This window comes from Companilactobacillus crustorum JCM 15951 (assembly GCF_001434585.1).
Lineage (GTDB): Bacteria > Bacillota > Bacilli > Lactobacillales > Lactobacillaceae > Companilactobacillus > Companilactobacillus crustorum.
On record NZ_AZDB01000004.1, the window covers coordinates 79,624 to 106,363 of the forward strand.

At 34.0% G+C, this 26,740-nt stretch carries 27 protein-coding genes; 17 read left to right on the forward strand and 10 right to left on the reverse strand.

Annotated features, from left to right (window positions below; translation table 11 throughout):
- The first annotated feature begins 80 nt into the window (after positions 1 to 80).
- Positions 81 to 2,033, forward strand: a complete 1,953-nt coding sequence (locus tag FD26_RS02210) for an elongation factor G (protein ID WP_057866805.1) — start codon at positions 81 to 83, stop codon at positions 2,031 to 2,033.
- A 55-nt stretch (positions 2,034 to 2,088) separates the two neighbouring features.
- Positions 2,089 to 2,883 (forward strand): sulfite exporter TauE/SafE family protein, encoded by a 795-nt coding sequence (locus FD26_RS02215; protein WP_057866806.1) that lies wholly within the window; start codon positions 2,089 to 2,091, stop codon positions 2,881 to 2,883.
- Between the two features lie 113 nt (positions 2,884 to 2,996).
- On the opposite strand, the gene FD26_RS02220 is transcribed toward FD26_RS02215, so the two are convergent.
- Positions 2,997 to 3,287 carry a hypothetical protein gene (locus tag FD26_RS02220; RefSeq protein WP_057866807.1) on the reverse strand — a complete coding sequence of 97 codons (291 nt, stop codon included), beginning with the start codon at positions 3,285 to 3,287 and terminating at the stop codon, positions 2,997 to 2,999.
- A gap of 140 nt (positions 3,288 to 3,427) precedes the next feature.
- Here FD26_RS02220 and FD26_RS02225 point away from each other — a divergent pair, with 140 nt between their 5' ends.
- The gene (locus FD26_RS02225) at positions 3,428 to 3,853 is read left to right on the forward strand and encodes a universal stress protein (RefSeq protein ID WP_057866808.1); all 426 of its coding nucleotides are present in this window, start codon (positions 3,428 to 3,430) and stop codon (positions 3,851 to 3,853) included.
- A gap of 71 nt (positions 3,854 to 3,924) precedes the next feature.
- Here the strand turns inward: FD26_RS02225 and FD26_RS02230 are convergent, their stop codons facing one another.
- On the reverse strand, positions 3,925 to 4,449 hold the full coding sequence (locus FD26_RS02230) for a phosphatidylglycerophosphatase A family protein (RefSeq protein WP_057866809.1): 525 nt from the start codon (positions 4,447 to 4,449) through the stop codon (positions 3,925 to 3,927).
- Positions 4,450 to 4,471: 22 nt separating this feature from the next.
- Positions 4,472 to 5,128 carry an HD domain-containing protein gene (locus FD26_RS02235; RefSeq protein ID WP_057866810.1) on the reverse strand — a complete coding sequence of 219 codons (657 nt, stop codon included), beginning with the start codon at positions 5,126 to 5,128 and terminating at the stop codon, positions 4,472 to 4,474.
- Positions 5,129 to 5,274: 146 nt separating this feature from the next.
- Between FD26_RS02235 and FD26_RS02240 the strand changes: the two genes are divergently transcribed.
- From FD26_RS02240 to FD26_RS02250, 3 genes are all read left to right on the forward strand, one after another.
- Positions 5,275 to 5,838: a peroxiredoxin gene (locus FD26_RS02240; protein ID WP_057866811.1), complete on the forward strand. Its 564-nt coding sequence runs from the start codon at positions 5,275 to 5,277 to the stop codon at positions 5,836 to 5,838.
- A 411-nt stretch (positions 5,839 to 6,249) separates the two neighbouring features.
- Positions 6,250 to 6,999: a nicotinamide riboside transporter PnuC gene (gene pnuC, locus FD26_RS02245; protein WP_057866812.1), complete on the forward strand. Its 750-nt coding sequence runs from the start codon at positions 6,250 to 6,252 to the stop codon at positions 6,997 to 6,999.
- A 79-nt stretch (positions 7,000 to 7,078) separates the two neighbouring features.
- Positions 7,079 to 7,993, forward strand: coding sequence for an alpha/beta hydrolase (locus FD26_RS02250; RefSeq protein ID WP_057866813.1), 915 nt, complete (start codon positions 7,079 to 7,081; stop codon positions 7,991 to 7,993).
- Positions 7,994 to 8,071: 78 nt separating this feature from the next.
- Here the strand turns inward: FD26_RS02250 and FD26_RS02255 are convergent, their stop codons facing one another.
- The 7 genes from FD26_RS02255 to FD26_RS02280 form a co-directional block, all read right to left on the reverse strand.
- Positions 8,072 to 8,443: a YxeA family protein gene (locus FD26_RS02255; protein ID WP_057866814.1), complete on the reverse strand. Its 372-nt coding sequence runs from the start codon at positions 8,441 to 8,443 to the stop codon at positions 8,072 to 8,074.
- Between the two features lie 128 nt (positions 8,444 to 8,571).
- Entirely contained in the window at positions 8,572 to 8,958 is a 387-nt protein-coding gene (locus tag FD26_RS02260) for a hypothetical protein (protein WP_057866815.1), read from the reverse strand.
- Between the two features lie 352 nt (positions 8,959 to 9,310).
- Entirely contained in the window at positions 9,311 to 9,472 is a 162-nt protein-coding gene (locus FD26_RS11010; RefSeq protein ID WP_156401759.1) for a hypothetical protein, read from the reverse strand.
- A gap of 53 nt (positions 9,473 to 9,525) precedes the next feature.
- The gene (locus FD26_RS02265) at positions 9,526 to 10,086 is read right to left on the reverse strand and encodes a hypothetical protein (protein WP_057866816.1); all 561 of its coding nucleotides are present in this window, start codon (positions 10,084 to 10,086) and stop codon (positions 9,526 to 9,528) included.
- A gap of 110 nt (positions 10,087 to 10,196) precedes the next feature.
- Positions 10,197 to 10,976 (reverse strand): potassium channel family protein, encoded by a 780-nt coding sequence (locus FD26_RS02270; RefSeq protein WP_057866817.1) that lies wholly within the window; start codon positions 10,974 to 10,976, stop codon positions 10,197 to 10,199.
- Between the two features lie 126 nt (positions 10,977 to 11,102).
- A complete protein-coding gene (locus FD26_RS02275; RefSeq protein WP_057866818.1) occupies positions 11,103 to 11,525 on the reverse strand; it encodes a helix-turn-helix domain-containing protein in 423 nt (140 codons plus the stop codon).
- Positions 11,526 to 12,009: 484 nt separating this feature from the next.
- Complete coding sequence (locus FD26_RS02280) at positions 12,010 to 13,287, reverse strand: glycosyltransferase family 2 protein (RefSeq protein ID WP_057866819.1); 1,278 nt, start codon at positions 13,285 to 13,287, stop codon at positions 12,010 to 12,012.
- Between the two features lie 215 nt (positions 13,288 to 13,502).
- On the opposite strand from FD26_RS02280, the gene FD26_RS02285 reads away from it, so the two are divergent.
- The 11 genes from FD26_RS02285 (at position 13,503) to FD26_RS02335 (ending at position 26,630) form a co-directional block, all read left to right on the forward strand.
- Positions 13,503 to 14,450 (forward strand): LacI family DNA-binding transcriptional regulator, encoded by a 948-nt coding sequence (locus FD26_RS02285; protein ID WP_057866820.1) that lies wholly within the window; start codon positions 13,503 to 13,505, stop codon positions 14,448 to 14,450.
- 93 nt (positions 14,451 to 14,543) lie between these two features.
- Complete coding sequence (locus FD26_RS02290; protein WP_057866821.1) at positions 14,544 to 16,205, forward strand: glycoside hydrolase family 13 protein; 1,662 nt, start codon at positions 14,544 to 14,546, stop codon at positions 16,203 to 16,205.
- A gap of 13 nt (positions 16,206 to 16,218) precedes the next feature.
- Complete coding sequence (locus tag FD26_RS02295; RefSeq protein WP_057866822.1) at positions 16,219 to 17,514, forward strand: alpha-amylase family glycosyl hydrolase; 1,296 nt, start codon at positions 16,219 to 16,221, stop codon at positions 17,512 to 17,514.
- Between the two features lie 172 nt (positions 17,515 to 17,686).
- Entirely contained in the window at positions 17,687 to 18,988 is a 1,302-nt protein-coding gene (locus FD26_RS02300; RefSeq protein WP_057866823.1) for an ABC transporter substrate-binding protein, read from the forward strand.
- A 25-nt stretch (positions 18,989 to 19,013) separates the two neighbouring features.
- Positions 19,014 to 19,874 carry a carbohydrate ABC transporter permease gene (locus FD26_RS02305; protein ID WP_057866824.1) on the forward strand — a complete coding sequence of 287 codons (861 nt, stop codon included), beginning with the start codon at positions 19,014 to 19,016 and terminating at the stop codon, positions 19,872 to 19,874.
- Positions 19,874 to 20,686 (forward strand): carbohydrate ABC transporter permease, encoded by an 813-nt coding sequence (locus tag FD26_RS02310; protein WP_057866825.1) that lies wholly within the window; start codon positions 19,874 to 19,876, stop codon positions 20,684 to 20,686. Before FD26_RS02305 ends, FD26_RS02310 begins: the two co-directional genes overlap by 1 nt.
- 21 nt (positions 20,687 to 20,707) lie before the next feature.
- Entirely contained in the window at positions 20,708 to 21,364 is a 657-nt protein-coding gene (locus FD26_RS02315) for a hypothetical protein (protein WP_057866826.1), read from the forward strand.
- An 88-nt stretch (positions 21,365 to 21,452) separates the two neighbouring features.
- Positions 21,453 to 22,556, forward strand: coding sequence for an ABC transporter ATP-binding protein (locus tag FD26_RS02320; RefSeq protein WP_057866827.1), 1,104 nt, complete (start codon positions 21,453 to 21,455; stop codon positions 22,554 to 22,556).
- A 62-nt stretch (positions 22,557 to 22,618) separates the two neighbouring features.
- On the forward strand, positions 22,619 to 24,862 hold the full coding sequence (locus FD26_RS02325) for a glycoside hydrolase family 65 protein (protein ID WP_057866828.1): 2,244 nt from the start codon (positions 22,619 to 22,621) through the stop codon (positions 24,860 to 24,862).
- A 69-nt stretch (positions 24,863 to 24,931) separates the two neighbouring features.
- Positions 24,932 to 25,615 (forward strand): beta-phosphoglucomutase, encoded by a 684-nt coding sequence (gene pgmB, locus FD26_RS02330; RefSeq protein ID WP_057866829.1) that lies wholly within the window; start codon positions 24,932 to 24,934, stop codon positions 25,613 to 25,615.
- 31 nt (positions 25,616 to 25,646) lie between these two features.
- The gene (locus FD26_RS02335) at positions 25,647 to 26,630 is read left to right on the forward strand and encodes an aldose epimerase family protein (RefSeq protein ID WP_057866830.1); all 984 of its coding nucleotides are present in this window, start codon (positions 25,647 to 25,649) and stop codon (positions 26,628 to 26,630) included.
- Positions 26,631 to 26,740: the final 110 nt, after the last annotated feature.

Below are 26,740 nucleotides of genomic sequence, written 5' to 3' on the forward strand. Positions count from 1 at the left end.
CAAAGAATCTTTTATTAACATGCTATTCTTGCGCATATGATAAACTATTTATCGATGATTCATTGTTGAAAGGGGCAAATATGAAAAAAATCGTAACGGGCATTGTGGCTCACGTCGATGCTGGCAAAACCACATTATCAGAAGCTTTGCTTTATCGGGCTGGCGAATTAAGAGAATTAGGTCGAGTAGATAAGGGCAATGCCTTTTTAGATCCTGATGCATTAGAGAAAAAACGAGGCATTACGATTTTTTCTCATCAAGCTAATTTGCAATTCAATGATTTAGACTTAACACTTTTGGACACTCCAGGACACGTTGATTTTGCTTCACAGACTGAACAAGTCATGGATGTTTTGGATTATGCGATCTTGGTTATTTCAGCAATCGATGGGGTCCAAGGTTATACAAGAACGCTTTGGCGTTTATTGAAACGCTATCAAGTTCCTACGTTCATTTTTGTCAATAAAATGGACGCAAATGGAGTTGATCAGGCAAAAGTTATTGAACAGATCCAATCAATTTTATCACCTGGCTGTATTGCCTTTGATAACGAAAAAATATCTGCAGGGTCATATGAAGAGATAGCAATGCAAAACGATGAAGTTTTAGAAAATTTTTTAGATACTGGTAAATTGGCTGATAATGTTATTCGTAAAATGATTAAAGAGCGTCAAATATTTCCTTGTTATTTTGGATCGGCTTTAAAAGTTTCAGGAATCGACGATTTTTTAGCAGGATTTTCTAAATGGACCCAAGAAAATGAATATGAAACTGAATTTGGGGCCAAAGTTTTTAAAATATCTCATGACGAAAATAATGAAAGATTAACGTGGCTTCGAGTAACTAACGGAACTTTACCCAATAAAAAAATTTTAATTAAAGATCAAAAGGCTAATCAATTGCGAATCTATGATGGTTCTAAATATGAATTGCGCCAAAAAGTTTCTTCAGGCGGAGTTTGTGCAGTTACTGGTTTGATTGATACATATCCAGGACAAGGATTGGGTAATCAAACTGATTCAGCCGATCCAACTTTACAACCAATCTTGAATTATGCGGTTGATCCTAAGAAAAATGATATTCATACTTGTCTAACTGCTTTACGACAATTGGAAGATGAAGATCCGCAATTACATGTTTCGTGGTCCAATCACTTAGAAGAAATTCGAATACAGATTATGGGAGAGGTTCAATTAGAGGTTATTCAGCAACTTTTGCTACAAAGATTTAATTTAGATGTAGCTTTTGGAAAGGGAAGTATCCTTTATAAGGAAACAATTACTCAAAAAGTTGAAGGAGTTGGTCACTTTGAACCTTTACGACATTATTCAGAAGTACATTTGTTGTTAGAACCAGCTTTGGCTAATAGTGGTTTAACCTTTGAGGCTGATTGTAACTTGGATATTCTTGCAAGCAATTGGCAGCATCAAGTTTTGAGCAACTTAGGATCAAAAGAACATTTAGGCGTTTTGATTGGCGCTCCTATAACTGATATGAAAATCAGCTTAATTGGTGGAAAGGCAAGCAATGTTCATTCAGTCGGAGGAGATTTTCGAGAAGCAACCTGGCGAGCAGTTCGACAAGGTTTAATGATGCTGAAAAAAATACAAGCCTGCCAGTTATTAGAACCTTGGTATCGTTTTCGCTTGGAATTGACACAAGATCAAGTGGGGCGTGCTATGAATGATGTGCAACAGATGCACGGAAGTTTTGAAACACCTGAAGTAGTTAATACTTCTGAAGGCGAATTGACTACATTGACTGGAACAGCACCAGTTTCAGAAATGCAAGGCTACGCACAAGAAGTTAACGCCTATACTCATGGTCAGGGTCATTTGGAATGTATTGTGGATGGCTATCGCCCTTGTCATAATGCAAAAAAAATTATTGAGAAGACTAATTATGATCCTGTTTCTGACTTAAAAAATACGCCGGATTCAGTTTTCTGTGCTCATGGCGCAGGTTATCCGGTAGCGTGGAATCAAGTACCTCAGATGGCACATGTACCTTATCGTTATCCAATAGAAAAATAATCAGTTACTTATAATAGTAGAAAAATTTTTTTATAATCCTGTTGAGAGGTATGTTATGGAAAAAATAATTATATATATGGTAATAATTATTTCTTCAAATACCATCGGAGCTATTTCGGGGATGGGGGGAGGCGTCATAATAAAACCAATTTTGGATGCTTTTAGCACTGACCCGTTAGTGGCTATAAATTTTTATTCAAGTTTTGCTGTTTTTATTATGTCGATAGTTTCTACCTTAAAAAATACTAAGGGAAATAATGTGAAAATCAGCTGGACAGAAATACTCTATCTTTCAGGTGGATCGCTTTTTGGTGGCAAGCTGGGAGATTGGCTATTTATGTTTTTAAAAGCGGAATTAAAAAACGATGCAGCCGTCAATTTAATTCAAATAGTTATTGTCATCCTTAGTTTGTTATTGGCATTGATATATTCCCAAAATAGCGGTTGGGTATTTTCAAAACAGACGAAAACAAGTTTATTTTTGTTAAGTGGAGTATTTCTAGGAACACTATCAACTTTTTTAGGTATTGGCGGTGGACCAATAAATGTAGCTTTATTGATTTTTGTCTTTAACTTTGATGCTAAAAAGGCAGCTATTTATTCTATTGCCTCAATATTCTTTTCTCAATTCATGAAATTAGTTTCTTTGGTTCCCTCGATTCATAAATTGCCAATTGATCTTCATTTATTGCCCTTTATTTTGATTTCGGCGTTGATAGGTGGATATTTAGGATCAACTATCAGTAGTAGAGTCTCCAATAAATTTGTACTGTGGCTTTATAAATTAGTAGTTGTTTTTGTAATTGGTTTAAATGTTTATAATGGAGTAATGATAATTGGACGGTTATAAAATTAAGTAATATTGTGGGATTACAACAAATAAGCACTAATGACCATTGTGAAGAAGGCCATTAGTGTTTATATTAATTTTGCAGAAGCTTTTTTAGTAAATTCAATAATAATTTACAATGAATTATTAATGGAGTACTCATTGCCAGCTTGATTTAACATTTCTTGCCAAGAGGTAAAGATAGTTGATTGTTGAACTTTTTGATCCCAATTATTAATAGATAAATTTTCCAACGTTGCTTGACTAGTTACTCCTAAGCTTTCTAGAAACTCTTCAATACTGAAAAATTGGGTATTCTTCTCCATAAATTGATTGGAAAAATAATGTGTAAATTGAATTTGCTTGAGATTAGTTCTAATTTGACACTCTTGTTCAATAAGTTCCAGTCGACGATTGGCTTGCATAATAACTATTCCCCTAAAAGTTATTTATTATCCATTTTCAGTATAACAAATATAAGGATGTTTAATTAGCTAATAAGTAACATAATTTACATTAAATTGGTAAAATTTAGTTATAAGTATAAGCAAGGGGGTATTAGCTTATGTATAAAAAAATTCTTGTAGCAATCGATGGTAGTCAAAGTGCCTATAATGCTTTAAATTCGGCAATTGATTTAGCTAAACAGTTTGGATCAGAACTATATTTAGTATCGGTAGTCAATACAGCAAATTTGCCAATGAATGTTGGCGTTTCTTACGCACCTGGGTTAACTAAGGATTTGCAGGAAAGTGCTAAAAAAGATTTGAAAAAGGCTGTCGATTTAGTAAAAGAAAAAGGATTAACTTACCAAGTTCAACTGTTAGATGGTGAACCAAGAGAACAATTGACTAGATTCCCTAAGGAAAACGATATTGATTTGATTGTAATGGGTAAGACAGGTACAAGTGCTTTTACTCGAGTTTTTGTCGGTTCAGTAACACGTTATGTTTCTGAGCACAGTGATATTAATATCTTAATCGTAGTTTAAATTGAGTATAAAAAAGATCAGTACATGACTTTTAAAAGTCATCGTACTGATCTTTTTTTATTGATTGCAAGTTAGTTTTCTTTAGCTAAAAGTCGTTTAACTTCACGTTCATTGTGAGCTAGCCATCCACAAGCGGCAGCAGCTATTGCTCCTACTAGATCATCCAAAAAGACATTTATTTTACCAGTTGATTTGTCATTTAGCTTACCTAAGATACCGTGTTTTAATTTATCGACATAACCATAGTTGGTAACAGAAACGGAACCATAGAGACTGGCTAAAGTAATGGCCAGATTTTCATCAATACCATAAGTTGATTCATCTGTCTTCATAATTCTTTGCATTGGAGCCGACAATAAATTCTTTTCAGCCAAAACATCTAATTCGATTCCGGTCATGATAGCGTTTTGAGCCTCACGTTTATGGAGAACCTTGTTGATGGCATATATTGAAACTTCTTCATCTAACCCGGGAACATAGTCCTTTTCCAAGAAAATAACAATTTCTGCAATGTCTTTTAACTCAACACCACGATTCTTTAAATTTCTAATAATGTGATCATAATATTGTTTGTCTTGTTCTTCATATGAAACCAAAATAATTGCTTCCTTTCAAAGTTTATCTATTAATATCCCATTCGTTTTTAAATTCATCAAGAAAATTGATCATATACTGCTGACGCCCTGCAGCAATTTTTTTAGCGGTAGGAGTATTCATCATAGCAGCCAATTTCAATAATTTTTCATAAAAATGATTGATGATTGTTTCATTTTTAAGATTTCTATATTCAGATTTATTCATATTTTGACGAGGTTTAATATTGGTGTCATAAATAGTTTCTGAATGAGCGCCACCATAATAAATTGCCCTTGTAATTCCAATAGCGCCAATGGCATCTAGTCGATCAGCATCCTGAACTATTTGACCAGCTAATGGCAATTCAGGGGGATTATTACTGAGCGATTTGCTAAAGGATAAATTATGTGTGATGAAAATAACTTCAGATATCTGTTCGGTAGTAAAATCAATTTCTTTTAAGAAATCTTTGATTTCAAGTTCCAATGCAGCGGGGTCAGCTACTAATTTGTCATCTGCGACATCATGTAAATAGGCAGCAGCCAAAGTTATTAAAGGATCAGCAGATTCAGTCGTTAAAATTTTTTTAGCTGTTTTAACAACTCTTTCAATATGATCAAAATTATGACCAGTAGCGTCCGTTCTCATTTTTTGATATGAATAGTCTTTAATAGCAGACAATTGTTCCTCGTAAGTCATAAAATCAAATCCTTCGCAATATAATAAATACATTGTGTCACAAATTGCTGATAATTTAAAATCAAACTCTTTATGAATGAGTATTCTATTGGAATTATAGAAAAAATGAGATACAATTAAAATATAACTTAGGGAGGCCTAATAAGATGAACTATATTAATAAAGAAATACCAGATTTCAATGTTAATGCATATCAAAAAGGCGAATTAAAGACGGTTAGCAAGAATGACTTACTAGGTAAGTGGTCTATACTTTTCTTTTATCCAGCTGATTTCTCGTTTGTTTGTCCAACTGAGTTGAGTGACTTGGAAGATGCTTATGATGATTTTAAGGCTGCTAACGCAGAGATTTATTCAGTTTCAGTTGATAGCCAGTTTGCTCATATGTCTTGGGCACAAACTACTAAGACAATTGGTAAAGTAGAGTATCCGATGTTATCCGATCAAAAGCATCAATTAACTGATTTCTTTAATATTTTGGATGAAGAAAGCGGCCAAGCCTATCGAGGGGTCTTTATTATTGATCCTGAAGGAATTATTAAGTCTTATACTATTAATGCTATGGGGATCGGCCGTAATGCTCAGGAAATTTTGAGAACTTTACAAGCTGCTCAATTTGTTGAGGAGAATGGCGACGACGTTTGTCCTGCTAACTGGCATCCTGGTGAAAAAACTATAAAACCTAGTGGTAAATTAGTTGGTAAAATTTAATAATAATAATTAAGGAACTTATAATAGTCTTTCTATGTTTATTGATGAGGATAAAGATTCATCTCTAAATATGGAAGGATTTTTTAGTTTTACCCTGATATGATGATTTGTTAAAAAAGTTCTTGTTCGTTATAACAATATATAGTAATTACAAAAGAAAAAAATCTATATATTGTATCAAATGATAAATTACCCATATAGCAGGCAAGTAAAGCGCTTTACACCGATATGCTGTCCGTATGATTGAAATTGTCATTACCAAAATTAATCGAATTGGTGGTATGATTTTAGCTGTCGGTTAAATTGATATTTTTCATAAATTCAATTTGAGGGATAAATAAATTACGGTTGATTCAAAATATAATTACCACAATATATATTTTGTTTTTGATCTAAGAGGAGAAGATTCAAATGAGTATTTTTAATCCAAAATGGTATGTTGAACAGATGAAACATTGGAGTTTCAGAAGTTACATGCTATTGATGTTTGGTTTGGGAGCAATTACAGCATCAACTTTGTCACATTCAATTACCGGTATTGCAATCTGGACATGGTTAGCTGGTACTTTAGGTTTTACATGTACTGTAGCTATTACAAATGCTAAGCCATTAAATGGTGTTTTGGGATTGGTTTCCGCACTTATTTATATTTATGTTGCTATCAATGCTAAGAACTTCTCAGATGTTGTTCTTCAATTAAGTTACATTGTTTTACTAGATATTCCTGTTTTAATCAGTCCACAATGGGCTAAAGATGCCGAAAAGCATATCCATGGTTTGACAGGTGTTAAGTGGCTTTTGACAGCTGTATTCTTTTTTGTAGCATGGGGACTACTTTATTTAATGGATACACATCTATTCATCAGTCCACGTCCAGTTATTGATTCAGTTTCTGCAGCTATTGGATTTACCGGCGCTCTTCTATGTACATTGCGTTTCCGTGAACAATATTATTTCTGGACTGTTCAAGGCGTTATGTCAATTATTCTTTGGGGCGTTACAGCTACACAAGGTGATGCCAGTCCAGTATTATTCCTAACATACATTATGTACTTTATGAACGATATGATTGCATTCTTTGATTCACATATTCACTGGTTCCATAAAGATGCTACTGAAAATCGTATTCGTGATGAGAAATTGTCACAAGAACAAGCTTAATTTATTTAGTTGCAATTGATTTGCCAATTAGCTTATGATTATTGTCTAAAGATAATAGTAATTTTAAGTAGGGTAGATTATGAAATTGAAAAAGTATCTTAAAGTAATTCTTTTAGTTGTGGTAGGAGTGGCCTTAATAGGCGATATAGCGGCTGGGGGCTATATGTTTAATTATGCTTTCAGCAAGAGTGGTTATAGCAGTCAAACTAAGGGCCATATGAGTAAGAATGATAAGTGGTTCGTTGATCAAAAACAAACGACTTGGGAACAGACTACCAAAGATCATCTTAAACTGAAGGCACGTTATTTACCAGCTACTCATAAGACCAATAAAACGGTCGTTGTAGTGCATGGTTATGGAAGTGCTAGTAAGTACATGGGTTCCTATGTCAAGATGTTTCATAACGCTGGCTATAACGTTCTAGCTCCAGATAATCGTTCCTTTGGAATGAGTCAAGGAAAGTATGCTGGGTATGGTTGGAAAGATCGAACGGATTTATTAAACTGGATTAAATTAGTCAATCGAAGGATTGGTTCGAATTCACAAATTGGACTGTTCGGCGTCAGCATGGGGGCTGCCACCGTTATGTATACGTTAGGTGAACAACCTAAGAATGTCCGATTTGCAATTGAGGATTGTGGTTATTCGACCATTTCTGGAGAATTAGATTATCAGTTAAAAGAAATGTTTGGTTTGCCAAGTTTTCCTATTGTACCAACGGCTAGTTTGTACGCTGATGTATTAGCTGGTTATAATTTTTATCAGGCTAGCACTAAGGAGACTTTGAAGAAGAGTAAAGTACCGCTTTATGTAATTCATGGTTCCAAAGATACATTTGTGCCCACAAAGAACGCTTATAAAAATTATAATTATGCTCAAGGACCTAAGAAATTATGGATAGTCCAGGGTGCAGGTCATGCTGAATCAATGAAAGTCGCTGGGAACAAGTACGCTGATAATACTATTAACTTTGCTAAAGAATATTTTAAATAATATAGTTCTTCATTTTAAATACTAAAAACAGAAACAGCCAATGACTTTTTATATTATAGTCATTGGCTGTTTTTTCATTTATTTTAGGATTTGTTCTAAGGATTTTCGTGGCACATTAGTTTTCTCTACTTTTTGCCACGATATAACCTGTTGATGTTTGTCATTATAGGTAACTTTTAGGTAGTTGTTAGCTTTAATTGGACGCCCTAGGGTACTATTAAATTTGAGTAATTTTTCATTGCCATTTTTATCATAGGATTTTTGATTGTAATAGTATTCACGGTAGTCGTTGCCCGAATCATCTTTTTCAATAATTTCTTTATAGGAATTACCTACAAAAGTATAGTAGTCATCGCCAGAATAATTAGGAACGTACCAGAATTCGTAACCAAACAATGGTATTAATAAAATAATAATTATTATAAAGCTTACCCAAATTTTTTTACCCATATTGCCCTCCATAGTTCACTTGGAAATAATAGCATAGAGCGAGGAGCTTTTGTCCTAACGGTTTTGTAAGGTTTGTAAGTAGGTAAGCTGAAAAGGGTCTGGATCAATCTATTGATAAGTTTAAATTGTTAGTTTGAGATTTCAAAATTGCCTTGATAATTGTTGAATTGATCATGATAATTAATTGCTATGTTAGTTGAAGCCGAATTATTATTTAAAGAATAAAAAATTATTTGTCCCTGATAGATAAACTGACCATGGACTGAATCTGAACTTAAACCAGTTATTGAATCAATAATGGCAGGCGTTTGTCCAATATTTCGTATTTCTAACCGATTTTGATTTTTTTGACAAAAGATATATGGTCGGCTTGTTTGTTGCAATAAATAGTTACGTTGTTTTAGAACACGATGAATTTTGAAAAGGGCAATGGATATTAAAGTCACGCCCACGATAAGTATGACTGCAATAGAAAGACTAGCAATGTTTAAGATTATTTGATTAGTGAAATTCATGAATTTATTACTCCAGTTTCTGCAGATTTAAAGTATCTTACAATTTTGTAATATGAAACTAACGTTTCAGTTATAAATACGATTAGTTATTTACATTTAACTTGTCAGCAGTGATAATTATACACGATAGATGCCAGTGGTATTTATCAAATAAAAAAAGTACATGCAATAGTTATGTTGACTCCGTAGCTATAATGCACCGTTATGCAGGTAAGTGTAGCGGTATGTAAAAAGGCTCCTATATCATATGATATGGGAGTCTTTTTTGTTCTAATCTTTTTGGAATCATAAAATTTATTTCTAGAATTCAGAAAATAATTGATTGCTTTAATCATTACTTAAGATATTCTATTTAGAACAATGCAATATATAAACCAAGAAGCAATGCAATAATATAAACACCCATTTTTTTAGTTAAAAAACTTGTTCCAAATTGTTTTGAATTGCTGATAAAGCCCACGATTGCTACGATAACAACAAGTACTAAGGCCCAGCCAAGTAGTTTGATAATCATAATAAAATCTCTATCTTGAATGTAGTTATAGTTCTAAATTTTTTGGCACCGAATTACATATTCATAATAATTTCAGTATTATTATTACCATCGTCATTTTGGGGACCATCTTTTTTTACTTGATAAAGATTAAGACCCTTAGCATGTTGTTGAAATAACGAATCAACATAGAAGCTGGTAGATGCTTTTAAAAGTGAATTAGGATATTTTTTCAAATATTTATTTCCAATTTTTAAGTTGGCTGCTTTATTTATTTTATAGGTTGCCATAAATTGATGATCAAAAGTCATTTGAGCAAAACCAATCCCAGCGACAGAGTAATTTTTAGCAGCCTTTATGATTTTATATTCATTCTGCATAAAAGTTAAATACTGCTTTTCATTATTGAATTTATAGCCCTTAATACCAATGATTTTGTATCCGTTTGGCATGGTTTGGAGTTTTGTTACATGCTTAGATCCAAGGATTTTTTTGTTCATGGCAAGATATGTATCGTCATTACTGTTGGCCTTAAAATCAGATGTTGTACTGGCAGATACTGATGTGGTTCTTAAACTAATTAAAGCGATCCCTAATATGATGGTTAATAATAGTAGTAATTGTTTGTTTTTCATAATTCCCCCTATAACAGCTTTTAGCGTCATCCGTATGTTGGACGTTTATAAAACCTAATTTAACAGTTAAAAATTAAAATAAAAAAAATTCAATTTCAGATTCATGATTCCTAGTTTTCATTCATACGGTCAATTTTTGATTCTAATTTTTGAATATCTTCGTGAAGTGATTTATTTTCTTTTGTAAGATCATTTAGTTTGGACAGTATTTCATCACTATTATCATTATCGGATGAATGATTTTGAATAAAATAGGAACTAATAGAACTTGTAAGAGTTCCAATGAAGCCTACACCAACAAACATGAGAATAATTGATGCAATACGACCAATTAAAGTGTGTGGTGATATATCACCGTACCCAACTGTAGTAGCAGTAACGATAGCCCACCAAAGCGAATCGCTCAAAGATATTCCCTCAGATAGTGAATAAAGAATGGCCGAAATAATTAGTGCTAGTATGCTTATTACTATTAAATAAACAAGTCCGTTAATCTTTAAGAACTTTAGAATATTCTTTCTAAATTTTCCTGATACTCCAATAAATCTAATGAACATGAATACTCTGGATAACCGTAGTACCCTCAATATCCTGAACATTCTAAAGACACGAAATGTTGAGAATATTGAGTTGAATGGAATAATTGCTAATAAATCAACAATATTATGTGTGAAAAAGTTCCATTTATTTTTTGAATAGGCAAGTCTTCCAAGATAATCAATTGTAAAAATTGTTAGAGTTAAATCATCTATATAAAGAAATGGCGGTTTATTTATATCAATTCCATGAACGAATCCTAAGAACAAGGTTACCAGTGATAAAATACCTGCAAGTATAATTACAAAATAATATCCAGATTTAACTTTTTGATTTGACAGTATTTTCTCCATATTAATCTCTCAAATCAGCACATATATTAGGAAAATGACTATTTTCTTCTATGATAATCGGCCTCTTTCCACAAAAGAATCGAGAGTTTCAGAATTTCTTCCGGCTGTAAAAAAGAGTTTATAAGATTATTTGTCAGTACCATATTTTTCAGTTCTCTTCCTTTCTTTTTGACGTTTTTCCCAAAATATTTGCGTCATAGCAAGCTTTAGGCGTTCAGCTTGCTCACGAGTTAGATTATCGCCGTCATAATTCATATTTGTATTTAAGTTGCCATCTAAAAGTGTTTTTAGATCAATTGAATCTTTTGGGGAGATACATTTAGAAGTTTGATCTATTCCTAAAAAATAATCTGAAGATTTATTAAAGAACTTGGAAAGTATTGTTAACTCATCTGTAGAAACCTTCCGTTTTCCATTTTCTAAGCGACTTATTGAGCTGCGATCAACATTTAAGCGTTTAGCTAGTTCCTCTTGACTGATTTTGTTTTTTAGACGTAAATTGCTGACTCTACTACCAATATCCATGGAGGGTGGTGTTAATTTACTCATGATAGAGCCTCCTTAGATTCTATGTACTAATATTATCATGTGCAAATAATGCACACAATAATATATTGAAAAAAAGCATTTTTACAACTAATCGTGTGAAAACAGCACGATATAATGTGCTTATTAAGTGAGATATTAGCAAAGAACGTGATGAGAACATTGAAGCGTAAAAAAGGAATTTCATTGAGAAGAAACGGTATTTTATTCAAGTAATCAAAATAGCTAATTTAGGCTTTGTTTTAATGAAATTGCTATTGTCCAAACCTACAAAAGAACCGTCCATTATGTATGGACGGTTCTTTTGCTACTCTTGAAACTCCATGCAATAATGCAGGGCAAAAGGAGTGGTAAGAATGAAAATAAGTGGTTTTTTTAAACAGATTTTAGTGAACATTTTTATACCGCGATATTTAGTAGAATTAATAATTGTATCTTTAGCAATTAGTTTAATTATTATTTGGATTTTAAATAAAAATCAATGATTTTAAAGGCGACTGGTTTTATTCCATACTCGTTGACCAATTATTTCATGATATCCCGAAATTAATAGACTAAAGAATAGAACTAAATATATATAGGATAAAATACCGACAGTAAGGATCGATTTACGAACAGACATGGTTTGATTTTGTAGATTTGATTCCATACTGTCTATTTTTGTTTGAGTAACTAGGCGTAATTCATGTCGATAAATTATCGTAAAACAGGTTCCAAAGATCATACCGATCAAGGACAAAAAGATTGAAGTTATTATGAAAAATTCAGGATGGAATTCAAATTTAAATATAAATTTGATAGTTAGATAAAGAATACTGAAGTCGGCTAAAATATTGATTAATGGTTGAACTAGGAAGAAATAAGTATCGAATTTTTGGGAAATTAACATTTCTCGAGAATGAATAATCTTTTGAAGATAATGCCAGCAGTTAAATCCTCCTTGAGACCAACGAGCTCGTTGGAGAATTAAATCTTTAAATTTTACCAGTGCTTCTTGGGTAACGTATGCTTCATCGAGATATCTAATATTCAGACCACGTAATTCAAATTTTAAAGTTAATTCATAATCCTCCAATAAAGCGTTGCCCCAAGGTTTTAATCCTAATTTTTGATGGACTGATGAAAAGCGAAAGAACTGGCCGTTGCCACATAATGCAACTGCATGTAATCTTTGACGGATCAATTGCGTGAGGCGGTTAATAGTAAAGAATTCAATGTCTTGAAACGTTTGAAGAACAGTTAATGGCTGTTTCATTTTAATACGTAATTGGACTGCATCGGTACGGTGATTGGCAAACAATCTATTTAATTGATAAATGCTGTTGTTACTCAAAACGCCATCGGCATCAATAACGCCAACAATACAGTTTTGAGGCTGAAGATGCTTTTCTTTAATAAGATGTTTGATTAAGGGTATAGCATTATTTAAAGAATCTCCTTTACCGGTTCTAGCATTTGGCAAATACCTTTGTAAAATGCTAATAGGTCCTGAAACGGCTTTAACTTGAATTAAAGTGTCGTCAATTGAGTCATCATCAATTACTATAATTTGCTTTTGTCCTTTTAAATTCACAAGCTTTTGAAGGGTATTTTTAATTACTTTTCCTTCATTTAAGCAGGGTATTAAAATAAAATAGAAAAACTCTTTATTATCATGGGGTAGGACAGAAGCGGGTTTTAATTTTGGTTTGTTTAAAAAGTACGTGTAATACATGAGCCAACATTGGATCATAAAAATCGTAGCAGCTATAAGATAAATAAGCATAAATAACGACCCCCTATAAATTAGAATATGATTTGTCTAAATAAATACGCTCATTTTAAGATATGTTCAAACAAATAGCATACTTTGATATTTTTAAATATAATTAATATAGTTTTATAAACATGACAAAATGAAAAATATAAATTTATAAAATTAAAGTTGTAAGGGCTTAATCATTGTTATAATGTCTTTGTGGTATATGGAGGGGATAGGACATGACGACTTTGGTTGATGTGGCAAAAAAAGCCAATGTTTCTAAAATGACTGTGTCACGGGTAATTAATCATCCTGATAAAGTTACTGATGAGTTAAAGCAATTAGTTTATCAAGCTATGCGAGAATTGGATTATCATCCCAATATGATTGCTAAAGCATTGGTGGACAAGAGTACTAGAATTATAAAGCTCTGTATTTTAGAAGATATTGATACAACTGAGCCATATTATATGAATTTGATGTTGGGGATTGCTAAGACTTTAGATTTGCATCAATACTCATTACAGTTGGTTACACGTAAAAATTTTGATATAGGTAATTGCGATGGGTACGTAATTACTGGGATGCGTGAACAAGATGTCGAATGGATCAAAAAACTCAAGAAACCGGTTATTATTTTTGGCGAAAATCGTTATGGCTTAGATTACGTTGATACTAATAATAAGGCGGGAACTTATTTATTAGCACAATTAGCCCTGAAGAAGGGATATGAACGATTAATCTATGTCGGGATCGATAGTAAGGAATCTTTTGAGTATTCTCGTGAATCGGGTTATTTGCAGCAGGTTCAAGAAAAAAGAATGGTACCGGAATTGCATCGTTTTGAAAATCATAGTCATTTAGCAGAACAGTTCGTATATGATAATTGGAATAAGATAACTCAAAATACTGCCTTTATATGTGCCTCCGATCGTTTAGCAATTGGAGTTGAACGAGGTATTGTGCGTCGTGGCGGTAAAATTCCTGAAGGATTTGGAGTTACAGGATTTGATGGAGTCTTTTTAAATCAGGTCGCTTCACCCAAGATTACTACTATTAAACAGTCTATTATTGAAATGGGAAGTGCCTGTGGTGAAAATTTGCTGGATAAAATCGATAGCAATCAAAGTCAGGGTTCCCTGATTTTTGAGCCTAAAATTAGTTTGGGCGGGACTTTGCGCTCTTAAATATGTTACCGATAACATCAGAGATAGCCTTGCTTAGGTAGGGCTTACTTTTTTATACTGGTGTGTAAGGGTTTACACAAGGGGGCAACTATTGTGAATTGGTATAATAAGGCAATTGTTTATCAAATTTATCCTAAGAGTTTTCAAGATACAAATGATGATGGAATTGGTGATTTAAAGGGGATTATCAAACATTTGAATTACATTAAAGATATGGGCTTTAATACAATATGGTTGAATCCTATCTTTGTTTCACCCCAAATTGATAATGGTTATGATGTTTCAAATTATTTTGCAATTGATCCTGTTTTAGGGAATATGGATGATTTTTCAAAATTAATGGCGAAGGCCCATCAGTTAAATTTACATATCATATTAGATTTACCAATTAATCACACTTCGGATCAACATCCTTGGTTTAAAGATGCAATCAATAATAAAAATAGTATTTTTAAGGACTATTATATTTGGCACGATCAAGTTAATGGACATGAGCCTAATAATTGGGGATCATTTTTTGGCGGCAGCGTTTGGGAAAAATCACCTCAAAATTCTAAAGGATATTATTTTCACTTATTTGATAAAAGAATGCCAGATTTAAATTGGAAAAATCCGGAAGTCCAAAAATCGATGGCTGATATAGCTAAGTTTTGGTTAGAAAAGGGAGTTGATGGATTTCGATTGGATGCTTTTATTCACATTGCTAAAGCTAATCTAGATCAAAATTCTTTGCTTACTGGCGCAGATTTTCCAATTGATGATACTTTTTATGCTAAGTTGCCGGCTGTTAAAGATTATCTGGCTAGTTTTATTAAAGAAATAAAGGCGGTTAAACCAGATGCATTTATATTTGGTGAGGCATCCTCGGCAAAGGTTCGAGATGCGGCCGAATATACAAGACCTGATGGTAACTGCTGTGACGTAGTGGTCAATTCCGACAATTATGGTGAAGTGTATGATGATAGCAATCCAGATATTCCAAAGTTCTTTCAACCACGGAAGTTATCTTTAGATGTTCTGAAAGAAACTTATGTGACTTGGGAAAGCGTTTTGGCGGATATCAGTTTACCTACTTTAACATGGGGCAATCATGATATTAGCCGAGTGTTAGATCGATTGAACTTACCAATCCAAACAAATCAGATTACTAAACTGTTGGCAATGCTCTTATTTTTGCAACGAGGAGTACCCGTGATTTATTATGGAGAGGAAATAGGAATGCATGGTCTAAAGTATAAACAAGTTTCAGATTTCACTGATCAAAGAGCAATTGACTTAATCAGACAGCTTCGTTCTAAATCAATGCCTGATTCCCAAATTTTGCAATTGTTGAACGATCAAGATGAAATGACGGCTCGTGGTCCTATGCAATGGGACTCTTCTAAATATCGTGGCTTTTCGAAAGTTAAACCTTGGAATTGGGCGCTTACTGATGCTACAAATGTTGATCAGGAAATGCAACAGCCAGAAAGTATCATGGCTTTTTATAGAGAACTATTACAGTTGAAAAAGCATGCCTGTTTTACAGTGGGCAACTATCAACTTTTAATAACTAATCCAAAGATTTATGCATACTTAAGAATGACAGCAAGTAAACAAGGCTTAGTAGTGGCCAATTTTTCCGATCAAAAGCAAATTTTCGATTTGCCTAAGGCTAAATGGCAAAAGGTGTTAGCTAACGATGGTGTAAAAATAACGGCTTCAACAATAGAATTAAGTCCTTGGGGATGCTGTGCTTTGGAATCAAAAAGATAGAGGGGTAGGAAAAATGGCAAGTCAAACGGATATTAAGTTAAGAAAGATGCAGATTTACAGCATTTTCGTAAGAAATCATACAAAAAAAGGAACACTCAAAGCACTTGAACCTGATTTAGATCGAATCAAGGAATTAGGAACGGATTGTATTTGGCTCATGCCAATTTTTCCTATCGGACGCAAAGATCGTAAAGGAAAGTTAGGCTCGCCATATTCGATTAAGGGTTATCGTGCGATAGATCCTAAATTGGGGACTTGGCAGGACTTTTTACATTTGGTAGAGGCAATTCATGATCACGGTATGAAGGTAATGTTAGATATTGTCTATAATCATACGTCTCGTGATTCAGTCTTGCTCCAGGTTCACCCAGAGTGGTTCTTGCGTGATCGTGACGGCAATTTGAAGAATAAGAATGAAGATTGGACTGATGTTGCCGAATTAGACTATACCCACAAAGCTTTGTGGAATTATCAAATAGAAACTTTAAAACGTTTTGCTAAAATTGTTGATGGCTTCAGATGTGACGTGGCTCCTCAAGTTCCAATCGAATTTTGGAAAGAAGCTCGAAAAGAAGTAGCAAAGGTAAATCCTAAAACAATTTGGCTGGCTGAATCAACAAGTAAGGATTATATTAAAGCTTTAGCCGAGAAGGGTTATCACGCTTCATCTGATTCGGAATTATACAGTGCTTTTGATATGACTTACGATTATGATATTGATTCAATTTGGAGAAGTTATGTTAAGGGCGATATACCTTTGAAAAAGTATGTTGAGGCCTTAAATACTCAGGGAGTAATTTATCCTGCTAATTATATTAAGATGCGCGCTTTGGAGAATCATGATCAACCAAGAGCACACGCACTTTTTATTAATGAAAATGATGTTTATAATTGGACTGCCTTTTCAGAATTTCAACAAGGGTCAACGCTAGTTTATGCAGGTCAAGAAGTAGGTATGCAACATACCCCTAGTTTATTTGATCAAGATAAACTTAATTGGGATGATCCTAAGATGAACTTGAGTGTTTTGATGTTAAAGATGCATCAGCTTAGCCAAGATGATATTCAAGTAAAGGGTGCTTATAAAGTGACACCTATTGAAAATGATGTAATTGAAGTAACTTATCGTTTGGGCGAATTGATTAGAATTGGTATCTTTAGTTTGAAGGGAATGTCAGCTGAAGTGCCAGTAGCTTTACCAAGCGATAGTTACACAAATATGATCAATAATTCACTGATTCATGTACAAGATGGCCTTGTAACGCTGGATTATGATCCTATTATTATTCAGGGAAAGACTAATGCATAGGCATTTATAGCATAAAAGAGTAGTTGATTCGTTTGTGAATTGACTACTCTTTTTTTGGACAATTTTGAAACGTGTTATCGGTAACATTGAGAAAGCGGTTGCAAAGTAGGCGCTTTCGAACAATAATGGAAATTGTAATAAAAAACTTATATTTTTATAGGGGGCTTTGGTAATGAAGAAGAACTTCTGGAAGCGTTTAGGAAAACGTGTCGCAGTTGTTGCATTAGCAGCTGGCGCAGCATTTACGCTGGCAGCTTGCAGTAACAGTTCATCCTCAGGCAAGGATGTAAAAATCACAATTCTTCAAGGAAAGGTTGAAAATAATAAGCAATTTAAACAAATTGCTAAAGAGTATGAAAAGAGTCATCCACATGTAAAAATCGAAGTTACATCAATCGGTGGCGGTACTCAATACGATCCAGTTTTGAAGACTAGAATTTCATCTGGTAATGCACCAACAATCTTTAGTTTGGCTGGTCCAGCTGATGTACAACAATTTAAGGCACACGAAGCCGACTTGTCAGATACTAAAGCAGCTAAGGCAGCTCAACCAGGAACTTTGGATGCTGTTAAGACTGGTGGTAAGATCGTTGGTTTACCATTTAACGTTGAAGGTTATGGATTTGTCTATAACAAGAAAGTCTTTGAAAAGGCTGGAATTGATCCAAACAGTTTAACAACAGTCGACAAATTAGAAGCAGCTGTTAAGCAATTGGATTCACAAAAGGAACAATTAGGTATTAAAGGCGTCTTTGCATTACCTGGTAAGGAAGCTTGGATCATGTCTGATCACTTGCTTAACCCTTATGTAGCTCAAGACTACAATGGCAATGCTTTGAAACTTTACAAGTCAAAGAAGATGGCATTTTCAAAGAATGCTGATATGAAGACTATGCTTGATTTACAAAAAGATTATTCAATCAAGCCAGTTATGCAAATGGATTATTCCGCACAAGTTAACCAATACTTCTCACAAGGAAAAGCCGCTATGATTCAACAAGGTGACTGGATCTATCCTACAGTTGAAGGTATTGATAAGAACTTTGCTAAGAACGATATTGGTATGATTCCTATTCCTGTACCTGGTGAAGAAGGTAAATTACCAGTTGGTACATCACTTTATTGGGCTGTTAATAGTCAAAAATCTACAGCAGAACAAAAAGCTGCTAAGAACTTCTTAGATTGGCTATACACATCTAAAGCTGGTAAGAAGGACGTTGTTAATACATTGCACTTTGTACCTGCATACAAGGGTTATGATAACTACAAGATGAGTGATCCTTTGACATCAGTAGTCTTCAATTACTCACAAAAGCATCAAACAACTGGCTGGGCATTCCCAGGTTACACAGGTACTTCATGGGATCCAGATGTTGCACAACCAAATCTACAAAAGTACTTATCTGGCAAACAAAGCTGGGATAAGACCGTTAAGAATATGACCGACGGTTGGGCTAAACAACAAAATAAGTAAAAAGTAACAAAAGAGGGCAATGAATATGAAAAATAGAAGTCTTTCGTTTTGGTTGTTTTTAACACCAACCCTCGTTGCGTTAGCTTTGGTAGTATTTATTCCGGTAATTGAAGGATTGTTTTATTCATTTACTAATTGGGACGGTTTGACTTTTACCAAGATGGTAGGATTTCAAAATTACATAACATTGTTCCACGATAAGGCGTTTATTAACGCCTTTTGGTTTACAGTGGGGTTTGTAATTGTCACTGTCATTATGCTGAACGTAATAGGCTTGGGCTTAGCATTATTAGTTACACAAAAATTTAAGGGAAATAATTTCTTACGTACTGTTTTCTTTATGCCAAATATGATTGGTGGTTTAATTTTAGGTTTCATCTGGCAATTCATTTTCACACAAGGTTTTCAAGCTTTAGGTGATGCTTTACATATGAATTGGCTTCAGAACTGGTTGACGAATGAAACAACTGGTTTTTGGGGATTAGTTATCGTTACTGTCTGGCAAATGAGTGGTTATATTATGATCATTTATATTGCATACTTACAAAATATCCCTAATGAAATTATTGAAGCAGCAAAGATTGACGGAGCTTCAGCATGGCAACGTTTCACTAAGATTACGTTCCCAATGATTGCTCCAGCATTTACAGTTTGCATGTTTTTAACATTATCAAACGGTTTTAAGATTTATGATCAAAACTTGTCATTAACAAATGGTGGTCCTTACAATTCAACACAAATGTTAGCAATGGATATTGTTAATACGGCTTACAATTCAGCCAACTTCTCATTGTCAGAAGCAAAGGCCATTGTATTCTTCGTTATTGTTGCTGCTATTTCCTTAGTCCAAGTTGCTTATAACCGTAAGAGAGAGGAGGATCTCTAATGGGTAAGACTAGTAAAAAAGTTATTGGTATCGTTGGGCTCTTACTAGGTATTTTATGGTTGTTTCCATTTTACTTGATCGTAACAAACTCATTTAAAACGCCAAAAGGGATCTTCGCTTCAGTTCTCTCATTGCCACATCCAAGTACAGGTGCCAATTATGTTAATTCGTTCAAGGCTTTGGATTTCATTACATCCTTGACTAATTCATTAATTATTACTATCTGTAGTGTTCTATTGATTATCTTAGCTTCTTCAATGGCTGCATATGCTTTGCAAAGAAATCATAGTAAGTTGAGCAGTGGGTTATTAATGCTCTTCATCTCAGCTATGTTGATTCCTTTCCAATCAGTTATGATTCCATTGACAGCTAACTTTGGTGCTGTGCATTTTCTAAATATGTGGGGCTTGGTCATCATGTACCTAGGTTTTGACTGTAGTTTATCAGTCTTCTTGTATCAAGGTACTTTGGCAAGTATTCCTATTGCAATGGATGAATCAGCTGAACTTGAAGGAGCTAGTCGTTGGCAGATCTTTACTAAAGTAATCTTCCCAATGCTCAGTCCCATCACAGTTACCGTAGCAATTCTTAATATCATTGCTATCTGGAACGATTATCTATTGCCATCACTAGTATTGCCACAAGCTCAATATACAATTCCACTTCAGATGTTTAATTTCTTTGGTGAATATACTAAACAATGGCACTTGGCTTTGGCTGGTATTACTATTTCCATCATTCCTGTTATTCTCTTCTATCTATTTGCTCAAAAATGGATTATCAAGGGTGTTACAGATGGTGCTGTTAAATAATTAAAGAAGGGACGGATCATTGTGATTAATTTAAAAACGAAAAATGGTCAAAGATTAATAGCTAGTGGAAATTGGCTCTGGTCATTGTTTACAATTAACTTTTCATTTTTTATGATTAATTTTCCGGTTATCTTGACTGCAATAATCCTGTTCAATTTAAAATTTTCTACAACTTATAGTTTTCTCTTAATTATTCTTTGGTTAATGCTTTCAGTTTTTACTATTCCTAGTTTAATTGCTGCTTATGCAACAGTTCAGGAATGGCAGGTAAATGGTAGTGTGAGTTTCTTTAAATACTTTTTTCAAAAATGGTTTGATTTTCAGAAAAACTACCGGCTCAATTTTGGATTAGGTTTTGTTGCTAGTATTTTTATTCTGTTAAATAAATTTACTGTGGGCAATCCTCAATGGCATATGGCCGTACTGATATTAACATTTGTTTATTTGATGTCTTTGGTAGCGACAAGTTTCCAATTAGCGACTCAAAAATTTGAAAATATTTTGACCTTATTCATTGAAAAACCTTTTCCAATTATTATCTCAGTAATAGTATTTTTAATCTTGATCTTAATGAATTTCATTTTGCAATTGGCCTTTCTAAGCGTGGTATGCAGCGTGTCGTTAGCAACATATATTTCATACAGATTACTAGGTGGTCAAATGGCTAAAAAGGATTGACTTTGGGTGTGGTGGACACATCTAGATTGATTAGTAAGATTAAACTTATTAGTTAACTGGAAGTCAAAAAATAAAAGGAGCGTTAAAAATGGTAAAAATAAATTTGGAACACATTTACAAACGCTATCAAGGTAATACTGACTATTCAGTTAGTGATTTCAACCTAGACATTAAAGATGGTGAGTTTATTGTCTTCGTTGGACCTTCCGGATGTGGTAAATCCACCACATTGCGTATGATAGCGGGTTTGGAGGATATTAGTAAAGGCGACTTTAAGATGGATGGCAAGGTCATGAACAAGGTATCGCCAAAAGATCGTGATATTGCGATGGTTTTCCAAAATTATGCTTTGTATCCACATATGTCCGTCTTTGATAATATGGCTTTCGGATTAAATATTCGAAAGAACGATAAGGAAGATACTAAGAAACGTGTTGACAATGCTGCTAAGATTCTTGGATTGACGCCTTATCTAAAACGTAAGCCTGCTGCCTTATCTGGTGGACAAAGACAACGTGTTGCCTTAGGTCGTGCTATTGTTCGTGATGCAAACTTGTTCTTGCTTGATGAACCATTATCAAACTTGGATGCTAAGTTGAGAGTTCAAATGCGGACTGAAATTGCTCAATTGCATCAACGTTTAGGACGTAATTTCATTTATGTTACTCATGATCAAGTCGAAGCTATGACTATGGCTGATCGTATCGTTATCATGAATGATGGAATGATTCAACAAGTTGGTACACCATCAGAACTTTACAGCAAACCAGCTAACAAATTTGTTGCCGGATTCATTGGATCTCCTGCAACTAACTTCTTTGATGTCAAACTTGAAGATGGAAGAATCGTTAACGATCAAGGTTTAAATATTGCTGTTCCTGAAGGACAGATGAAAGTATTGAAACAAAAAGGTTATGTTGGTAAAGAAATTACCTTTGGTATCCGTCCAGAAGACGTTCATGCTGAAGAGGTTGCAATTCAAGCTTTCCCTGATGCAATTATTGATGCTAAAATCAAGGTTTCTGAATTACTAGGTGCAGAATCAATTCTTTATTCTAATGTTGGTGGCACTGATTTTATTGCTAAAGTTGATTCACGTGATCATCATCAACCTGGCGATGACGTTCAAATGGCTTTTGAAATGACAAAGGCTCATTATTTTGACAAAGATACAGACGAAACAATTCTTTAAGGATTATAAAAGGTAATTAGGTATATTTACCTAATTACCTTTTTTTATAGGAGGTATTGCAAATGCAAAGAATTTTTGAGGTTAGTCCTTGGAATGTTTTAACTCACAAATTAGACAAAAAAAATAAACGACTTCAAGAGAGCTTAACCAGTTTGGGCAATGGCTATATGGGTATGAGAGGCAACTTTGAGGAAGATTATTCTGGAGATAGCCTTCCAGGTATTTATTTAGCCGGTATTTGGTACCCAGACAAGACTCGTGTTGGTTGGTGGAAGAATGGCTATCCTAAATATTTTGGAAAAGTTATTAATGCTGTCAATTTTATAAAAATGAACTTTTTGATCAATGATTCTAAATTAGATTTAAATAAAGATACCATTAGTGATTTTACTTTAGACTTAAATATGAAAAATGCTACTTTAACCCGCTCTTTTGTAGTAGATAAGGATGGCAGCAAAGTTAAATTCAATTTTGAAAGATTCTTAAGTGGTGCTCAAAAGGAACTGTCAGTTCAAAAAGTTACCTTTGAAAATCTTTCTGCACAACCAGTTGAAATTAAAGTTATTTCCTCCCTAGATGCTAATGTTAAAAATGAAGATGCCAATTATGATGAACATTTTTGGAAAGTATTGGAAATAACTGATGATAGTATTATTGCTGAAACTAAACCAAATGATTTTGGTACGCCTAGGTTTACTTCCGGAATGCAGGTACATTACGTTACTGCATTGCCAGAAATCGAACGCAAGGTTGATAAATTAGAAACTAGTCGAACATTTGCAACAACTTTAAAGTCACAAGAAACTGGCACAATTGAAAAACGAGTTGTTGTTGTAACTTCACGTGATTATAAAGTTGTTGATGATTTACGCGATGCAATGGAAGATATTAATGCTAAGGCTTCTCAAGTTTCATATACCGATTTATTAACGGCACATGAACAAGTTTGGAATCAGCGTTGGAATCAATCAGATATTAAGATTGATGGCGACGATGAAGCTCAGCAAGGAATGCGTTTTAATCTCTTTGGTTTGTTCACGACTTATTCGGGTGAAGATTCACGCTTGAATATTGGTCCTAAAGGATTTACTGGTGAAAAGTATGGTGGGGCCACCTATTGGGATACCGAAGCCTTTTGTATTCCTGTTTATCTAGGTGTGTCTAGTCCAGAAGTTTCTAGAAATCTATTAATGTATCGTTACAATCAATTGAGCGGTGCTTATGTAAATGCTAAAGAACAAGGCTTGAAGGGTGCTTTATTCCCAATGGTGACATTTAACGGAATTGAATGTCATAACGAATGGGAAATAACCTTTGAAGAAATTCACCGTAACGGCGATATAGCTTTTGCAATTTATAACTATACTCGTTATACCGGTGATAAATCTTTTGTATTAAATGAAGGTAGTGAGATATTGACAGAAATTTCTCGATTCTGGGCCGATCGGGTTCACTTTAGCAAGCGGAATGGAGAATATATGATCCACGGCGTTACAGGTCCGGATGAATATGAAAATAATGTCGATAATAATTGGTATACTAATTTTCTTGCCAAATGGACTTTGAAATACACACTTCAAATTTTAGGCGAAGTATCTAAGGAACAATATGAAGAATTAAATGTTTCAGATGCTGAAATAAAACAATGGCAAGATATTGTAGACAAAATGTATTTACCATACGATGAAGACTTGGGAATATTTGTTCAACACGATGGATTTTTGGATAAAGACATTGAACCAGTTAGCTCAATTCCTAAGGATCAATTGCCTATCAATCAGCATTGGTCATGGGATAAAATCCTCCGTTCGCCTTATATTAAACAAGGCGATGTCTTACAAGGTATTTGGGACTTTATCGATGATTTTTCTGAGAGAGAAAAGAAACGCAATTTTGATTTTTATGAACCATTAACGGTTCATGAGTCAAGTTTGTCGCCTGCAATTCATTCTGTTTTGGCGGCTGATTTACATTACGAAGAGAAAGCGGTTGCATTATATGAAAGAACCGCTAGACTAGACTTAGACAATTATAATAATGACACTGCGGATGGCTTACATATTACTTCAATGACCGGTGGCTGGCTTGCAATGGTTCAAGGATTTGCAGGAATGCGGGTTCATGACGATGGATCATTGAGCTATAAACCATTCTTGCCCAAGAAATGGAATAGTTATTCATTCAGACAAGTATTTCGAGATCGAGTAATTGAAATTTCTGTTGAAAAAGATGGATCGCATTTCAAACTTATTTCTGGAAAACCACTTCAAATTAAGGTTTATGATGAACCACTTATGTTGAAATAATTGTAAAATACAGATGCCTGAATAGTAAATTTCAGGCATCTTTTCATCAAGAAGGAGCGCTAACTAAAAATGGTTGATTTCGAACAGATTAAAGGTTTTGTATTTGATTTAGATGGAGTAATTGCTAATACTTCGGCTTATCATGCAAAAGCATGGCATCAATTGGCCGATGAATTAGGCGTTGAATGGACCGATGATTTGGCTAACCAACTAAAAGGTGTTGGTCGAATGGATTCATTGAATCTTATTTTAAAATCCGGTGGCAAAGAAAATGACTATACAGAAGATGAAAAGAAAAAATTTGCTGCTGAAAAGAATGATAACTACTTAAAACTGTTGGAAACTCTTGATTCATCAGAGATTCTCCCAGGCATGGGCGAATTTATAAAGGATATTTCTGAGCGTCATTATTTAATTTCATTAGCATCATCATCCAAAAACTCACCAAGAGTTCTTGAAAAGTTGAATTTAGCTAAATATTTTAATGAACGTGTTGATCCGGCAACATTGAAACATGGGAAACCAGATCCAGAAATTTATCGTCGCGGTGCCGAAATATTAAATTTGAAGCCAGAAGAATGCATTGGTTTAGAGGATGCTATTGCGGGCGTTAAATCAATTAATGGTGCAGGTGAAACTTCACTTGGTATTGGGGATTCTAAATTATTGCATGAAGCGGATATTATTTTCAAAGATACTTCTCAAGTTACTTTGGAAAATATTAAAAATGCAATGCTGATTCCCAGCAGATAAAGAAACTTTTTACAAAGAGATGGGCAAAAAAATGGTAGTTGAAAAGAGTGGTTTTGGGAAAATTGGTACACAACCAGTTTATCTTTACAAAATAACTAATAAAAATAAAACAAGTATTAGCATATTAAGTTATGCTGCTACGTGGCAAAATTTTGAAGTTGTTGAAGACGGCGTCAAACATTCATTGGTAGAACATTTTGATAATTTAGAGGATTATATCAAAACTCCTTATCAAGTTGGTAAAACAATTGGACGTGTTGCTGGAAGAATCAAGGATGCTAAGTTTGAAATAAATGGTGTTAAATACCAATTGAAACCTAATGATGGCAGAAATTTATTGCATTGTGGAAATCAGGGATTGCAATATCAAAATTTTGATGCTGCGATTGATTCTGATAATTCAGTTGTTTTGAGTCATACAATTGAAGGCGAAGATGGGTTTCCCGGTACGATGAAGGTCAATATCCGATACAGCCTCAATGATGACGATGAGGTATCTATTACTTACAAGGCTCAAACTGATCATGATACTTTATTCAATCCAACTTGCCACGTCTACTTTGATATTGGCAGTGAAAATATTCGTCAACAGCAATTAAAAATTAACGCTAAGAAGTTTGTTGATGTGGATGAAGATAAAATCCCAACTGGCAAATTTTTATCGACATCGAATGCTTATGATTTTAGAAACTTCAAAAAAATAGGCCAAGGTCTCAAACAATTGAAACCATTGGATAAATTTGAATTTGATAATGCCTTTGTCGTAGGTAATAAGGCGGCCACTATCAAGTCGAATGAGCGTGCGATTGACCTTTATACTGATCGCAGGGGATTAGTTATTTTTACAGCTAATCCTAAAGATGTTCAAAAGTCAGATCAACATGATTACAGTTCTTTAGCAATGGAATTACAATCATTGCCGGATGCCATTAATCATGATGACTTTGGCAACACAGTTTTGAATGCTGGACAAAGTGTCAGTTATACAAATAAATATAAATATCGAAAATTATAAGATTAGAGGGGTTTTATGAGGATAGAACATGTCGGTCTATTTGTAAGAGATATCAATAAAACAGTCGAGTTTTACGAAACATTGGTAGCGTCAAGAATCTTGTGTAAATG